This is a genomic window from Xylophilus rhododendri, assembly GCF_009906855.1.
In the GTDB taxonomy this organism is placed as follows: domain Bacteria; phylum Pseudomonadota; class Gammaproteobacteria; order Burkholderiales; family Burkholderiaceae_C; genus Xylophilus; species Xylophilus rhododendri.
The window spans coordinates 5,717,044-5,732,438 of the sequence record NZ_CP047650.1 but is presented as its reverse complement, the minus strand read 5'-3'; the positions used below and the strand labels follow the sequence as shown (position 1 = coordinate 5,732,438).

At 68.0% G+C, this 15,395-nt stretch carries 14 protein-coding genes and 1 pseudogene; 10 read left to right on the top strand and 5 right to left on the bottom strand.

What is annotated here, in order from left to right:
- The first annotated feature begins 21 nt into the window (after window positions 1–21).
- The 8 genes and pseudogenes from GT347_RS26550 to GT347_RS26515 all read left to right on the top strand — a co-directional run bounded on the left by GT347_RS26550 (window position 22) and on the right by GT347_RS26515 (window position 7,470).
- Window positions 22–1,385: pseudogene (locus GT347_RS26550) on the top strand (NAD(P)/FAD-dependent oxidoreductase).
- Between the two features lie 162 nt (window positions 1,386–1,547).
- Window positions 1,548–2,315: a GntR family transcriptional regulator gene (locus tag GT347_RS26545; protein WP_160555045.1), complete on the top strand. Its 768-nt coding sequence runs from the start codon at window positions 1,548–1,550 to the stop codon at window positions 2,313–2,315.
- Window positions 2,312–3,106, top strand: a complete 795-nt coding sequence (locus GT347_RS26540; RefSeq protein WP_160555044.1) for a transporter substrate-binding domain-containing protein — start codon at window positions 2,312–2,314, stop codon at window positions 3,104–3,106. Before GT347_RS26545 ends, GT347_RS26540 begins: the two co-directional genes overlap by 4 nt.
- An 83-nt stretch (window positions 3,107–3,189) precedes the next feature.
- Window positions 3,190–3,852 carry an amino acid ABC transporter permease gene (locus tag GT347_RS26535; RefSeq protein WP_160555043.1) on the top strand — a complete coding sequence of 221 codons (663 nt, stop codon included), beginning with the start codon at window positions 3,190–3,192 and terminating at the stop codon, window positions 3,850–3,852.
- A 12-nt stretch (window positions 3,853–3,864) separates the two neighbouring features.
- Window positions 3,865–4,521: an amino acid ABC transporter permease gene (locus tag GT347_RS26530; protein ID WP_160555042.1), complete on the top strand. Its 657-nt coding sequence runs from the start codon at window positions 3,865–3,867 to the stop codon at window positions 4,519–4,521.
- The gene (locus GT347_RS26525; RefSeq protein WP_160555041.1) at window positions 4,505–5,296 is read left to right on the top strand and encodes an amino acid ABC transporter ATP-binding protein; all 792 of its coding nucleotides are present in this window, start codon (window positions 4,505–4,507) and stop codon (window positions 5,294–5,296) included. The genes GT347_RS26530 and GT347_RS26525 overlap by 17 nt, the downstream gene beginning before the upstream one ends.
- A gap of 103 nt (window positions 5,297–5,399) precedes the next feature.
- On the top strand, window positions 5,400–6,362 hold the full coding sequence (locus GT347_RS26520) for a Bug family tripartite tricarboxylate transporter substrate binding protein (protein WP_160555040.1): 963 nt from the start codon (window positions 5,400–5,402) through the stop codon (window positions 6,360–6,362).
- Between the two features lie 184 nt (window positions 6,363–6,546).
- Window positions 6,547–7,470, top strand: a complete 924-nt coding sequence (locus GT347_RS26515) for a hypothetical protein (protein ID WP_160555039.1) — start codon at window positions 6,547–6,549, stop codon at window positions 7,468–7,470.
- 17 nt (window positions 7,471–7,487) lie between these two features.
- Here the strand turns inward: GT347_RS26515 and GT347_RS26510 are convergent, their stop codons facing one another.
- The 5 genes from GT347_RS26510 to metC all read right to left on the bottom strand — a co-directional run bounded on the left by GT347_RS26510 (window position 7,488) and on the right by metC (window position 12,431).
- A complete protein-coding gene (locus GT347_RS26510) occupies window positions 7,488–8,504 on the bottom strand; it encodes a Bug family tripartite tricarboxylate transporter substrate binding protein (protein WP_160555038.1) in 1,017 nt (338 codons plus the stop codon).
- Between the two features lie 103 nt (window positions 8,505–8,607).
- On the bottom strand, window positions 8,608–9,216 hold the full coding sequence (locus tag GT347_RS26505) for a peroxidase-related enzyme (RefSeq protein ID WP_160555037.1): 609 nt from the start codon (window positions 9,214–9,216) through the stop codon (window positions 8,608–8,610).
- Complete coding sequence (locus tag GT347_RS26500; RefSeq protein ID WP_160555036.1) at window positions 9,213–9,722, bottom strand: CMD domain-containing protein; 510 nt, start codon at window positions 9,720–9,722, stop codon at window positions 9,213–9,215. The genes GT347_RS26505 and GT347_RS26500 overlap by 4 nt, the downstream gene beginning before the upstream one ends.
- Window positions 9,719–11,227 (bottom strand): FAD-dependent oxidoreductase, encoded by a 1,509-nt coding sequence (locus GT347_RS26495; protein ID WP_160555035.1) that lies wholly within the window; start codon window positions 11,225–11,227, stop codon window positions 9,719–9,721. The genes GT347_RS26500 and GT347_RS26495 overlap by 4 nt, the downstream gene beginning before the upstream one ends.
- Window positions 11,228–11,249: 22 nt before the next feature.
- Window positions 11,250–12,431, bottom strand: coding sequence for a cystathionine beta-lyase (gene metC, locus GT347_RS26490; RefSeq protein WP_160555034.1), 1,182 nt, complete (start codon window positions 12,429–12,431; stop codon window positions 11,250–11,252).
- A 110-nt stretch (window positions 12,432–12,541) separates the two neighbouring features.
- Here metC and GT347_RS26485 point away from each other — a divergent pair, with 110 nt between their 5' ends.
- On the top strand, window positions 12,542–13,000 hold the full coding sequence (locus GT347_RS26485) for an Lrp/AsnC family transcriptional regulator (RefSeq protein ID WP_160555033.1): 459 nt from the start codon (window positions 12,542–12,544) through the stop codon (window positions 12,998–13,000).
- Window positions 13,001–13,161: 161 nt separating this feature from the next.
- On the top strand, window positions 13,162–15,387 hold the full coding sequence (locus GT347_RS26480; protein WP_160555032.1) for an NADP-dependent isocitrate dehydrogenase: 2,226 nt from the start codon (window positions 13,162–13,164) through the stop codon (window positions 15,385–15,387).
- The last annotated feature ends 8 nt before the right edge of the window (window positions 15,388–15,395 follow it).

The window sequence follows — 15,395 nt, the reverse complement described above, 5'->3', positions numbered from 1 at the left end:
CCATGGCATGATGTCAGCAAAATGCAAGCCCTCGTAAACCCTAATCCCCGTCAATCCCGCCCCAAGGTCCTGATCATCGGCTGCGGCTTCGGCGGCCTCGAAGCCGCCCGCGCCCTGCGCGACGCCCCGTCGACGTGACGCTGATCGACCGCGCCAACCACCACCTCTTCCAGCCCCTGCTCTACCAGGTAGCCACGGCGGGGCTGGCCGCGCCCTCCATCTCGGCGCCGATCCGCCACCTGTTCCGCCACCAGCCCAACGTCACCGTGCTGCTGGCCGAGGCGGTCGGCATCGATCCGGCCAGCCGCCAGGTGGCGCTGGCCGACGGCACCTCCCTGCCCTACGACCACCTGATCGTGGCGGCCGGCGCCGGCCACGGCTATTTCGGCCACGACGAATGGGCGCCCTATGCACCCGGCCTGAAGACGCTGGACGACGCCTTCCGCATCCGCCGCCGGGTGCTGCTGGCCTTCGAGGCGGCCGAGCGCGAGACCGACCCCGAGCGCCGCAAGGCCCTGCTGACCTTCGTCGTGATCGGCGCGGGGCCTACCGGCGTGGAGATGGCCGGCATGCTCTCCGAGATCGCCCACAAGGTGCTGCCGGGCGAGTTCCGCCACATCGACCCGAGCACCGCGCAGGTCCTGCTGGTCGAGGGCGGCCCGCGGGTGCTGGCGGCCTTCCCGCCCGAGCTGTCGCAGAAGGCCGAGGCGCAGCTGGTGCACCTGGGCGTGGATGTGCGGCTGAGCACCCGCGTCACCCACATCGACCGCGAAGGCCTGAACGTGGATGCCGGCGAGGCCGGCTCGGTGCGCATTCCCAGCCGCTGCATGATCTGGGCGGCGGGCGTCTCTGCCTCACCGCTGGCCCGCCTGCTGGGCAGCGCCACCGGCGCCAGCGTGGACCGCGCCGGCCGCATCGCCGTCGAGCCCGACCTGTCGATCCAGAACTTCCCCGAGATCTCCGCCATCGGCGACCTGGCCGCGGCACAGAGCCATGTGCCCGGCCAGCCGCCCAAGCCGGTGCCCGGCGTCTCGCCCGGCGCCAAGCAGATGGGCCGCGCCGCCGCCGCCAACATCCTGCGCCGCCTGGCCGGCAAGCCGACCGAGCCCTTCCGTTATGCCGACTACGGCAACCTGGCCACCATCGGCCGGCGCGCGGCGGTGGTCGACCTGCAGGCGCCCTGGCCGAAGAAGCCGATCCGCTTCTCCGGCACCGGCGCCTGGCTGTTCTGGCTGTTCGCGCACATCTATTTCCTGATCGGTTTCCGCAACCGGCTGGCAGTGCTGTTCGACTGGTCGACGGCGTACTTCCACTTCCAGCGGCCGGCGCGCATCGTGGCCGGTGTGCAGCATCCGGCGCCGGGGGAGCGCGGCCCCAAGCCCTGAGACAGCTGCGCTCTCCTCGACGCCCGGCCCGGATTCAGGCCGGGCGTTTGTAGTTTTTGGTGCGTCGCGAGCGGCCCTGCGACAAAGCTGGTGCATCAAGCGCCACCATTCCGGTGCACAGGGCTTGTATACCAGTGGCACGGTTTCTGCTCATCAGGCTGCATGCCCTCCGCAGCCGACATCAGCAGCCGCATCATCGAAGCCGTCATGGCCCAGAAGCTCGCCCCCGGCACCCGCCTGGGCGAGCAGCAGCTGGCCATGCTGTTCGACTGCAGCCGCACCATCGTCCGGGAAGCCCTGACCCGGCTGGCCACCCGCGGCATCGTCACCGTCAGCGCCCGGCGCGGCTGGTTCGTGGTGGAGCCCTCGCGCGACGAGGCCCGCGAGGCCTTCGAGGCGCGCCGGGTGATCGAGGTCGGCCTGATCCGCGAGATGCCGCCCATGGGCAAGGCCGCGATCAAGCAGTTGAAGAGCCACCTGCAGCGCGAGAAGGCCGCCGTGCGCGGCAGCGACGTGGGCGCGCGCAGCTTCCTGCTGGGCGACTTCCATGTCTGCCTGGCCGAATGCCTGGGCAACCACCTGCTGGCCGACACCCTGCGCGACTTCACCGCCCGCACCACGCTGATCGCCATGCTCTACCAGTCCTCGCACGATGCGGCGCAGTCCTGCGAGGACCACGTGCAGATCGTCGCCGCGCTGGAAGCCGGCGACACCGAGCGTGCCCAGGCCCTGATGGCCGCCCACATCGGCTCGGTGAAGGACGCCCTGCGCCTGCAGCCTGCCTCGGCCGACGAGGACCCGCTGAGCGGCCTGCGCGACGCACTCGCGCCGGTCGACAAGAACACCGCTTCCCCATCGCCGCCGGCCAGGTCCGACGGCAAGCCACCCTCCCCCGAAACCCCCGCTACCTATCTCGGAGCTTTGTTATGACTCTCGCCCGCCGTCCCCTCGTCCTCGGCCTGATCGCCGCCGCGTCCGCGCTGTGCGCCGCCGGTGTCCACGCCCAAGCCGCCCTGGACAACGTGATGAAGTCCAAGACGCTCAAGATCGCCATCCCCACCGACTACCCGCCCTACGGCTTCGTCGGCCCCGACATGGCGCCCCAGGGCCTGGACATCGACATGGCCCGCCTGATCGCCGCCAAGCTGGGCGTGAAGGCCGAGCTGATCCCCGTCAGCAGCGCCAACCGCATCCCCTACCTGCAGACCGGCAAGGCCGACCTGGTGATCTCCACCCTGGGCAAGAACGCCGAGCGCGAGAAGGTGCTCGACTTCAGCGCCGCCTACGCGCCCTTCTTCCAGGCCGTGTTCGCGCCCAAGAGCGTCAACGTGAAGAGCTACCAGGACCTGGCCGGCAAGACCGTGGCCGTGACCCGCGGCGCCATGGAAGACCAGGAACTCAACAAGATGATCCCGACCGGCGTGGACGTGCGCCGCTTCGAGGACAACAACGCCACCATCGCCGCCTACGTGGCCGGCCAGACCCAGGCCATCGCCACCAGCGCGCAGGTCGCCGCCAACATGATCCTGAAGAACCCCAAGATCGGCGCCGAATACAAGCTGCTGCTCAAGGACAGCCCCTGCTTCGTCGGCATGAACAAGGGCGAGGACGCGCTCAAGAACAAGGTCAACGCCATCATCGCCGACGCCAAGAAGGACGGCACGCTGGACGCCATGTCCAAGAAGTGGCTCGGCCGCACCACCGGCGAACTGCCGCTCTAAAGCCGGCCGGCCCACGCCGCCCTCCACAGGGCGGCGCCTGAGCCCCGCCATCCCGACAACAACCATCCGAGCGAGTGCTGCACGTGCGTATCCAACTCGATTTCCCCGCGGTGCTGGCCGAATGGCCGCTGCTGCTGACCGGCGTGTGCTGGACGATAGGCCTGACGGCCGTCGCCACCGTCATCGGCCTGGTGGTGGGCGTGGCCTTCGCCTGGTCGCGCGCCAGCGGGCCGGCCTGGCTCAAGCTGGTGGTGGGCAGCTATGTGGAGTTGATCCGCAACACGCCCTTCATCGTGCAGCTCTTCTTCATCTTCTTCGGCCTGCCGGCAGCCGGCGTGAAGCTGACGCCCGAGACGGCGGCGGTGATCGCCATGGTGATCAACCTCAGCGCCTACGCCACCGAGATCATCCGCTCCGGCATCGCCGCCACGCCCCCGGGCCAGATCGAGGCGGCACAGAGCCTGGCCATGGGCCGCATGCAGATCTTCACCCGGGTGGTGCTGCCGCCGGCCCTGGCCAAGGTGTGGACCGCCATGACCGGCCAGATCATCATCGTGATGCTCGGCTCGGCGGTCTGCGGCCAGATCTCGGTGCCCGAGCTGAGCTACGCCGCCAACCTGATCCAGAGCCGCAACTTCCGCTCCTTCGAAGCCTCGATCGTCGCCACGCTCGTCTACCTGGTGCTGGCCATCGTGCTGCGCCGCCTGCTGAACTGGGCCGGTCCGCGGCTGCTGTTCGGCCGCTAGGAGTCCACGTTCATGGTCGAATTCACCCTCTGGGACATCCTGCGCAACCTGCTGATCGCCGCGCAGTGGACGGTCTACCTGTCGCTGGTCGCCTTCGTCGGCGGCGGCATCGTCGGCCTGCTGCTGCTGGTGCTGCGCCTGGCGCGCGGCCCCGTCGTGCGGCGCTGCGTCGCCGGCTACGTGCAGCTCTTCCAGGGCACGCCGCTGCTGATGCAGCTGTTTTTGTCCTACTTCGGGCTGGCGCTGTTCGGCATCGACACCTCGCCCTGGGTGTCGGCCGCGCTGGCGCTCACGCTCTATAGCAGCGCCTACCTCACCGACATCTGGCGCGGCTGCGTGGAAGCCGTGCCCAAGGGCCAGTGGGAGGCCTCGGGCAGCCTGGCGCTGTCCTTCGGCGAACAGCTGCGCCATGTGATCCTGCCGCAGGCGTCCCGCCTGGCGGTGGCGCCCACCGTGGGTTTTCTGGTGCAGGTGGTCAAGGGCACTGCGCTGGCATCGGTGATCGGCTTCGTCGAGCTGACCAAGGCCGGCAGCATGATCTCCAACGCCACCTTCCGCCCCTTCGTCGTCTATGCCTGCCTGGCGCTGATGTATTTCGCGCTGTGCTTTCCCATCAGCCTGTGTGCCCGCGCCCTCGAGAGGAAACTGAACCATGCCCATCGCCGCTGAAACCGTTGCCGACGCCGCCAAGCCGCTCGCGGCGCCGGGCGCTTCCATCGTTTCCATCCACGGGCTGCGTAAGTCCTACGGCACGAACGAGGTGCTCAAGGGCATCGACCTGGAAGTGCAGCGCGGCGAGGTCATCGCCATCATCGGCAAGAGCGGCTCGGGCAAGAGCACGCTGCTGCGCTGCATCAACGGCCTGGAGCAGTTCCAGGACGGCGCCCTCACCGTGGACGGCCAGCCCCTGGTCTACGACAGCCCGCAGGCCATGCGGGCCCTGCGCCAGCGCGTGGGCATGATCTTCCAGGGCTTCAACCTGTTCCCGCACCTCACGGTCGGCCGCAACGTGATGCTGGCGCCCACGCTGGTCAAGAAGACGCCGACGGCCCAGGTCACCGCACTCGCGAAGAAGCTCCTCGACCGCGTCGGCCTGGGCGAGAAGTTCGACGCCCGGCCCGACCAGCTCTCCGGCGGCCAGCAGCAGCGCGTGGCCATCGCCCGGGCCCTCGCCATGGAGCCGGCCGTGCTGCTGTGCGACGAGATCACCTCGGCCCTCGACCCCGAACTGGTCGGCGAGGTGCTGCGGGTGGTGGAATCGCTCGCCGCCGAGGGCATGACCCTGCTGATGGTCACCCACGAAATGGCCTTCGCCCGCAAGGTGGCCGACCGGGTGATCTTCATGCACCAGGGGCGGGTGCACGAGACGGGCTCGCCGCAGTCGCTGTTCGCCGATCCGCGGACGCCGGAGTTGAGGCAGTTCCTGTCGTCCTTGCACGACTGAAACCAGACACACCAGATGTTGGGCCCAAGCCATGTAGCTGCTTAAACTTCCGTCCAGCAGGCCCGCTCAGTGCGGGCCTTGTTCGTTTTGCCTGGAGTCCCCCATGTCCCTGCGCCCCTCCCGCCTCACCCTCGCCCTGCTGGCCACGGCCCTCGCCACCTCCGCCTTCGCCCAGGCCGACAAGCCGCTGCGCATCGTCGTGCCCTTCGCCGCCGGCGGCTCGCAGGACGTGATCGCGCGTTACCTGGGCACCAAACTCACGCTGAAGCTGGGCTTTCCGGTCATCGTGGAGAACAAGGCCGGCGCGGGCGGCATCGTGGCGGCCGACACCGTCGCCAAGTCCACCGACGGCGCCACGCTGCTGATGGCCACCGGCGGCGCGATCACCGTGGCGCCGCACCTGCAGAAGCTGCCTTACGACCCCAAACGCGACCTGCAATCGGTCGCCCTGGTGGCCGACACCCCCATGACCCTGGCCGTGCGCAGCGACAGCCCCTACAAGACCCTGGCCGATGTGCTGAAGGACGCCAAGGCCAGGCCCGGCCAGCTGAGCTACGCCTCCACCGGCAACGGCTCGGTCTCGCACCTGACCGGCGCGCTGCTGGCACAGGCCGCGGGCATCGAGATCCTGCATGTGCCCTATCGCGGCGCATCGCCCGCGCTGACCGACCTGCTCGGCGGCCAGGTCAGCATGATCATCACCAGCGCGGCCTCGATCGACCCGATGGTGGAGAGCGGCAAGGCGCGGGTGCTCGGCACCTTCTCGAAGAACCGCCTGGATGAGCTGGGCCATCCGCCCACCGTCGGCGGCGCCACCGGCCTGCAGGGCATGGACGTGCCGGTCTGGGTCGGCCTGATGGGCCCGACCAAGGTGCCGCTGGAGCGCGCGGACAAGATCGTCGCCGCCCTGCTCGAAGCCTGCCGCCTGCCGGAGACCAAAGAGCAGTTCGCCCGCATCGGCGCGGTGAACACCTGCGGCGCGGCGCCCGAGATGGAGCGTGTGGTGAGCGGCGACGACGCGCGCTGGGAGAAAGTGATCCGCACCGGCGGCATCAAGGCCGAGTGACCCAGCCCCTAGCCCTTTCTGCCTAGGCGCAACACCCCCGCCTCCAGACTCACGCTCACTAGCATTCGGACTCACGCGGTCATTCGGATTGCGGGGAGTCAACATGCCAACAGACGATGGAAGATGGTCCCGGCGGGTGTCCTCTTCAACCCACGCGCAAGCGCGCGACGACGGTCTCAGGATCATGCTGAGCCTCGGCGGCGAGGAAGTCGAGATCCGCACCCGCGGCCAACACCGGCAGCCGCCCATCGCCGACTTCAGTTTTCCCAGCGACGACCACAGCCGGTCCGCGGAAGCCGCGCGTATCCCGGTTCCCCCCTTTCCCGCCGACAGCAACTGGATCGGCCTGCGCCTGGACGACCGCGGTGTCGGCCGCATCCAGTACAAGGAGTATTGGCCGCTGCCGACCGAGGAAGGAATGATGGACCAGCCGCCGCAGGGCATACGGTTCAACAACCGGCTGCCGTTGCGCAACTATCCCGAGGAAAAGCTGTGGGTGATGTTCGCCAACAATTCGCCCGATGAACTCGTCGCCATGGGCGAGCTGGTGTACGGGCACTTCAACACCGGCTTCGACGCGACCAGGCTCTTCAAGATGACCCTGCCGGGCAGGACTTTCCAGGTGGAGCACTGGAACCGCGACTGGGACCAGTCGCCTCTCCTGACCATGGTGGTCGGCTCCCTGCATTTCAATGCGCAGGTCGATTTCAACGTGCGCATCCTCAAGGCCAGGCACATGGAGAGCAGCTTGCCGCCGCTGCCGCCACTGCCTCCGGCTCCGCCCGGCCCCTACCCGCCGGACCCACCGCCTTACGCCCCCCGCATCGTGGGCGTGCAAGAGGGCGGCACGCTGGCCGGCGGGGAACGCCTGCAGGTGAGCGATGGAGATCCGGACAACCGGAGTTTCGAAGTCACCATCCACGGCACGGGTTTCCCCACCCTGAGCATCCTCCTGGAACAGGACAACACCTTCATCTTTCCCGACCTCCACATCTCCGAAGGGCAGGCCTTCTGGGTCAGGCTGCGCAGCTTCGGCCGGTCGGGCGGCCTGCCGGCCGAGCATCGGTACCACTACCGTCCCGGCCCCCATGTGCGAGCAGCCTCGTAGCCGGCGGCGCCGCGGCCTCAGTCGACGCTGATGTTGGCGGCCTTGGCGACCTCGGCCCACTTCAGGCGGTTGTCGTGCACCGTCTTTTTGAACTGGGCCGGATCCTCGATGCGGATGCTGTTGCCCTGGGCCTCGAATTTGGCGCGCAGTTCCGGGTCCTGCATGACGGCGCCGATGGCCGCATTCAATTTGGAGACGATGGCCGCATCCGTGCCCTTGGGCGCGAACACCGCGAACCAGATCGAACTGTCGAAACCCTCGGTGCCCGGCAGGCCGCTGGAGGCGATGGTGGGCACCTCCTTGATCGCCGGCACCGGCTTGATCGTCGTCACGCCCAGCAGCCGCACCTTGCCGGCCTTGTACTGGGGCAGCACCGTCTGCACCTGGTTCATGATGCAGCAGGTCTCGCCGCGCGCCACCGAGGTGATCGCTTCCGGGCCACCCTTGTAGGGCACGTGCACCATCTGCAGGCCGGTGCGGGCGTTGAACTCGGCAAACGCCATGTGGGTGCCGGCGCCGTTGCCGGTGGAGGCGTAGTTGTACTTGCCGGGGTGGGCCTTTACCTCGGCGACGAACTCCTTGAGGGTCTTCACGTCGATCACGTCTGGGTTGATCACCAGCACATTGGACACGTCCAGCACCGGGGCCACCGGCACGAAGTCGGTCTCCACGTCGAAGGGCAGCTTCTTGTAGATCGCCGCGTTGCTGCCGTGCGTGGCGGCGGTGCCGAAGGCCAGGGTGTAGCCGTCCGGTTTGGCGTGGGCCACGTACTCGCTGGCGATGTTGCCGGCGGCGCCGGACTTGTAGTCGATGATGACCTGCTGCCCGAGCTTCTTCGACAGCGGCTCCTGGATGCTGCGCGCCACCACGTCCACGCCGGAGCCGGCCGGGAATCCCATGATCAGGGTGATCGGCTTGGCGGAGGGCCATTCCTGCGCGAAGGCGGGCGTGGCCGAAGCCAGGCCGAGCACTGCGCCGAGAAGACCGAGGGCGCCGAAGCGGGTGGAACGGGCAAAGGCGGAGGTTTTTTGCATGGAGGAAGCTAGGCAAATTGGATGCCAGGCGACGGTATCACCCACATCGCCCACCCTTATCCGGCCCGCGCATGAGCTTGCTCGGAAATATTCCGAGCGGCTTCTAGGCGGAAGGCGCCTCGGGCAACACGGCTTCGCCCAGGTTCAGCATCAGCCGGTTGGCCCAGGCGAACAGGGCCACGGAATGGACCAGGTCGTGGATCTCGGTATCCGTCAGCCCTGCTTTGCGCAGCACGCGGATGTGCTCGGCCGTGACGTTCTCCGGATGCTGGCCGAGCAGGATGGAAAAGGCCACGATGGCCTTCTCGCGCTCGCTGGTGCCGGCGGTCTGCGGATCCTCGAAGACCTGGGTGATCACGTCGTTGCGCTTGGCCAGCTGCTCGAAGCGCTGCGCATGCACCGAGGTGCAGTAGACGCAGCCGTTGACCACCGACTCCACCGTTGCGCCCAGTTCCCGCTCCGCGCGCGGCATGCCGCCCGGCGCGAACATGATGGCGTTGAAGGCGATGGAGCGCTGCTTCAGGATCTCGGGCTGGTGCGCCAGCAGCAGGAAGTAGGGCGAGTTCTTGGCGACCGGGCTCATCTCCTCCAGCGCGGCGACCTGCTCGGGCGTGGCGCTGGCGAACTCCACCGTGTCGAGCCAGGGTTTCCAGCCCAGGGTCTCGTTGGTGAAGCCGTTGATGCGGATGGGGGTGTTGGCGGCGTCGCTCATGCTGCGTCTCCGGTGGCGGCGACCAGGGCCTTGAGCCCTGCGACGACGCGGATCTGGTAGGACAGGAAGGAAATCAGCTGGCCCAGCGCCACCACGGCCGGCGTGCTCAGGCCCACGGCCGTGAGTTCCTCGACGGCCTCGCGGTCGCCGTCGATCGGCTTGGTGATCAGCTTGCCGGTGAAGGCCAGGATGGTGGCCAGGCGCTCCTCGTTGTCGGGCAGCGGCAGGCCGGCGTCGACCGCGTCGATCAGGGCGGCCTTGGCGCCCTCCTCCACCAGCCGGGCGCGGTAGACGGCGGCCAGGCTGTCCGAGCGCGAGAGCCGGCTGGCATGCAGCGCCACCATCAGGCGCTCGGGCACGGAAATGTCGCGCACTTCGGGGGCGAACAGGGCTTCGTAGCTGGCCTGGGTGGCGGCCACCACCTTCTGGCGTTCGTGGCGCAGGGCGTGCACCGGATGGCCTGCGGCCAGGGGCACCACGCCGTCGATGATGTCGGGAGAAGTCATGGCTGTGTACCGGATGAGGTCGTCAGGGATGTGGGGTCGGGCTGCAGGATGTGCTCGGTGCCGGCGGGCACCCATTCGTCGCCCAGCAGTTCGGGCTCATCGTAAGCCAGCACGTTGGCGAAGTGCAGTTCGAAATCCTGCGCGTAGAACAAGCTTGCGATGCCTTGAGACAGCCGGCGCGCGCCCTCGCTGATGGCCGGGATGTCGCCCGAGACGGTGCCGTGCGACAGCGCCGCCGGGTAGCAGAAGCAGTGGATGCGGTCCAGGCCTGGGCATTCGCCGGGCGTCTTTTCCTGCAGTTCGAAGGCCGGGCCGAGGTCGGGCGAGTCGTTCAGTTCCTGGTCCTCGTCGCCCGGCGCGGGTCGGAAGCGCTGGCTCCAGGACCGCACATGGGGCGCGATGGCGGCGAACTCGGGCCGGCTGAACCAGTCGATGCGAAAGCCGGTGGCCACGATCAGGAAGTCGGCCTCGAAACGGCCCTTGGGCGTGGCGATCACCAGGGTGTCGCCGCGCATGGCCACATCCAGGATGGCGCAGCCGAAGTTGAAACGCACGTTCGCATGACTCGACACCCGCTGGGTGCTGCCGCGTGGCGGCGGCACGTTGAGTTTGTTGATGTAGTGGCGGATGCGCCATTTGTGCTCGTCGGGCAGGTCGTAGTGGCCATGCACCAGGCCGGGCGAGCCTGCGCCCTTGCCCTTGTTGACGCGCGGCAGGTCGTCGCGGCGGATCAGCAGGTCCACGCTGGCCGCGCCCATCTCCATCGCGGTGGCGGCGCTGTCCATCGAGGACGAGCCGGCGCCGACCACCACCACCCGCTTGCCGGCCAGGGCGGCGTAGTCCATGGCATCGGAGGAATGCGCCCAACGCTCGCGCGGCAGCCGGTGCACGAAGCCGGGGATGGCCGCGCCGCCCAGCCCGTCGCGGCCGGTGGCCAGCACCACCCGGCGGGCCAGCAGGCTGCTGTGTTCTTCGGGCGTACGCAGTTCCAGCCGCACCAGGCCATCGGCGCGCGGCAGGATGGCCGTGACCTCGACGTCGTTGCGCACGTCCACGCCCATGGCCTGGCGGTACCAGCGCAGGTAGTCCATCCACTGCAGGCGCGGGATCTTGTCGAGCGCGGCCCAGGCCTGCTCGCCGAACTGCGCCTCGAACCAGGCGCGGAAGGTCAGCGCCGGCAGGCCCATGGCCGGGCCGGTGAGTTCCTTGGGCGAACGCAGGGTCTCCATGCGGGCGGTGGTGGCCCAGGGGCCTTCGAAGCCGGCCGGGGCACGGTCGAGCACCACCGCGCGTATGCCCTGCTGCGCCAGGCCGACCCAGGCGGCCAGGCCGGCCTGGCCACCGCCGATGATGGCCACGTCCAGCACCGGCTCGCCTTCATGCGTGAGGGCCGGCATCCAGCGCTTGGCCGGCCAGCCGAGATAGCTCAGGTCCTGGGCCAGCCGGCTCTCCAGTGCGGCCAGGCCCTGTGCCCGGGTGTGAAAAGGGAGACTTGTCGATTCCATTGCGCCGATTCTCACCGCGGAATCAAACCAGGCATTGCATGCGGTCAAGCGCGGCGCTCATGTCCTCGATCAGGTCCTTGCAGGATTCCAGCCCGGCATGGATGCGCACCAGTGGCCCCGCATGCCGCCAGGGTTTCACCGAGCGGGTGGGCGCATCCATCGGCAGCGCCAGGCTCTCGTAGCCGCCCCAGGACAGGCCGATGCCGAACAGTTCCAGCCCGTCGAAGAAGGCACGCAGCCCCTCTCGGCCGACCGGCTGCAGCGCGATGGCGAACAGACCGCTCGCACCGGTGAAGTCGCGCCGCCAGATGGCGTGCCCCGCATCCGAAGGCAAGGCCGGATGCAGCACCTGCGCCACCATGGGATGGCGGGCCAGCGCCTCCGCCAGCATCACGCCGTTCTCCCAATGCCGGTTCAGCCGCACCGACAGGGTGCGCAGGCCGCGCAGCGCCAGGTAGAGGTCGTCCGGCCCCGCGGTCTGGCCGAAATCGTGCGCCACCTGCTGCAGCAGCGGCCAGGCCCGTTCGTTGGCGGTGGCCGCGCCGAGCAGCGCATCGGAATGGCCGACGATGTACTTGGTCGCCGCCTGCACCGAGATGTCCACGCCATGCTCGAAGGGCTTGAAGAACAGGGGGCTGGCCCAGGTGTTGTCCATCACCACGAAGGCATCGACACGGTGCGCCTCGCGGGCGATGGCCGGTATGTCCTGCACTTCGAAGGTGGCCGAGCCGGGCGATTCGACATAGACCACCCGTGTGTTCGGACGGATCAGTTCGCGGATGGCGGCGCCTGCGCCCGGGTCGAAGAACTCGGTCTCCACCCCGAAGCGGCGCAGCACGGTGGTGGCGAAGGCACGCGTCGGACCATAGACGCTGTCGGTCATCAGCACATGGTCGCCCGGCCGCAGCAGGGCCAGCAGGCTGTGGGTGCAGGCGGCCAGGCCGGAGGGGAAGACGATGGAGCGGAAGCCCCCCTCGAGGTCCGCCAGCGCCGTCTCCAGCGCCCGGGTGGTCGGCGTGCCGAAGCGGCCATAGGAGGCATAGGGGTTGCCCGGCAGCTTGCGCGACTCCCATTCGTCGAGCGACGAAGCCACGATGGTGGAGCCGCGAAAGGCCGGCGTGTTGACCATGCCGGCATGGCTGGAGGGGTCGCGGCCGCCGTGGACCAGGCGGGTTTCGCAATCGAGCAGGGATGACAGGGGCATGCCGAAAGTCTAGAAGCGCGGCCGGGGCGAAATTTGCCTGCTTTTGCCCTCATTCGCTCCAATCAAGCAAAATATTCCCACAGACCAGCCCACGACGAAAAAATCAATCCATGGACAAGACCGACAAGGCCATCCTGGCCATCCTCCAGGCAAACGCCATGGCATCGCTGCAAGAGATCAGCGAACAGGTTGCCCTGTCCAGCACGCCCTGCTGGCGCCGCATCCAGCGCCTGGAGCGTGAGGGTTTCATCCGCCAGCGCGTGGCCCTGCTCGATCCGGACAAACTCAATGTCGGTGTCACCGTCTTTGTCTCGGTGCGCACCAGCGAGCACAACGAGAAGTGGTTCAAGCGTTTCACGGCCGTGGTCGCGGCCATCCCGCAGATCGTCGAGTTCTACCGGATGAGCGGCGACGTGGACTACCTGCTGCGGGTGGTGGTGCCCGACATCAAGGGCTACGACGCGGTCTATAAACGCCTGATCCGCGAGATAGAACTCTCCGACGTCAGCTCCAGCTTTGCCATGGAACAGATCAAGTACACCACCGCCCTGCCCCTGGAATACGCCTGAAATCGGCAGGCCGCGCGCACGCCAGCCAAGGGTTTACGTCCAGGTCTTTTATAAGACTTGACGCGAAGCCCCGATTTTTGGCGACAATCCGGGGCGCTCTTCGGTGCTCCCACCCATTCATTGCCACCGCGGACCCACGGGCCCGCAAAGATCCAATCGACATGTCCACTGCCAAGATCATCTACACCCTGACCGACGAAGCCCCAGCGCTGGCCACCCACTCGCTGCTGCCCATCGTGCAGGCCTTCGCCAAGTCCGCGGGCATCGTCGTCGAGACGCGCGACATCTCGCTCGCCGGCCGCATCCTGGCCGTGTTCCCCGACTTCCTGACGGCCGAACAGAAGATCGACAACGCCCTGGCCGAACTCGGCGCCCTGGCCACCAAGCCCGAAGCCAACATCATCAAGCTGCCCAACATCAGCGCCTCGATGCCCCAGCTCAAGGCCGCGATCGCCGAGCTGCAGGCCCATGGCTACAAGGTGCCGGCCTATCCGGATGAGGCCAAGACCGACGCCGACAAGGACGTCAAGGCCCGCTACGACAAGGTCAAGGGCAGCGCCGTGAACCCGGTGCTGCGCGAAGGCAACTCCGACCGCCGCGCGCCGCTGTCGGTCAAGAACTATGCCCGCAAGCACCCGCACAAGATGGGCGCCTGGTCGGCCGACAGCAAGTCGCATGTCGCCTCCATGCAGGACGGCGACTTCTTCGGCACCGAGAAGTCCGCCCTGGTGGCTGCCGCCGGCAGCGTGAAGATCGAGCTGGCCGCCGCCGACGGCAGCAAGACCGTGCTGAAGGAAAAGACCGCGGTGAAGGCCGGCGAGATCATCGACGCCGCCGTGCTCAGCAAGGCCAAGCTGCGCAGCTTCCTCGAAGCCCAGGTGGCCGATGCCAAGGCCAAGGGCGTGCTGTTCTCCATGCACCTGAAGGCCACCATGATGAAGGTCTCCGACCCCATCATCTTCGGCCACGGCGTGTCGGTCTTCTACCAGGACGTGCTGGCCAAGAACGCCGAGCTGCTGTCCAAGGTGGGCTTCGATCCCAACAACGGCATCGGCGACCTCTACGCCAAGATCAAGTCGCTGCCGGCCGAGCACCAGGCCGCCATCGAGGCCGACATCCAGGCCGCCTACGACAAGCTGCCGGCCCTGGCGATGGTGAACTCCGACAAGGGCATCACCACCCTGCATGTGCCGAGCGACGTGATCGTCGATGCCTCCATGCCCGCCATGATCCGCGACAGCGGCAAGATGTGGAATCCGGCCGGCCAGCTGCAGGACACCAAGGCCATCATCCCCGACCGCAGCTACGCAGGCGTCTACGCCACCGTGATCGAGGACTGCAAGAAGAACGGCGCCTTCGACCCGGTCACCATGGGCACCGTGCCCAACGTGGGCCTGATGGCCCAGGCCGCCGAAGAGTACGGCTCGCACGACAAGACCTTCGAGATCGCCAAGGGCGGCACCGTCACCGTCACCGACGAATCCGGCAAGGTCCTGCTGAGCCAGGAAGTCGAGCCGGGCGACATCTGGCGCATGTGCCAGACCAAGGACGCACCGGTGCAGGACTGGGTCAAGCTCGCCGTCGACCGCGCCCGCGCATCGAACACGCCCGCCGTGTTCTGGCTGGACGAGAAGCGCGCCCACGACGCGCAGATCATCGCCAAGGTCAAGACCTACCTGAAGGACCACGACACCAGCGGCCTGGACATCCAGATCCTGGCGCCGGTGGCCGCCACGCAGCTGTCCATCGACCGCATCCGCGCCGGCAAGGACACCATCTCCGTCACCGGCAACGTGCTGCGCGACTACCTGACCGACCTGTTCCCCATCATGGAACTGGGCACCAGCGCCAAGATGCTGTCCATCGTGCCGCTGATGGCCGGCGGCGGCCTGTTCGAGACCGGCGCGGGCGGCTCGGCCCCCAAGCACGTGCAGCAGTTCGTGGAAGAAGGTTTCCTGCGCTGGGATTCGCTGGGCGAATTCATGGCCCTGGCCGCCTCGCTGGAACACCTGGGCCGCGCCAACGGCAATGCCAAGGCCCTGCTGCTGGCCAAGACCCTGGACGAAGCCACCGGCAAGTTCCTCGACACCGACAAGTCGCCCGACCGCAAGGTCGGCGGCCTAGACAACCGCGGCAGCCACTTCTACCTGGGCCTGTACTGGGCGCAGGCCCTGGCCGCGCAGACCGAAGACAAGGAACTGGCCGCGCAGTTCTCGGGCCTGGCCAAGGACTGGGGCGACAACGAGGCCAAGATCGTGGCCGAGCTGGCCGCCGCGCAGGGCAAGCCGGTGGATATCGGCGGCTACTACAGCCCGGACCTGGCCAAGGCCACCGCGGCGATGCGGCCCAGCGCCACGCTGAATGCGGCGCTGAGCTCGCACGGCTGATCCGCGTC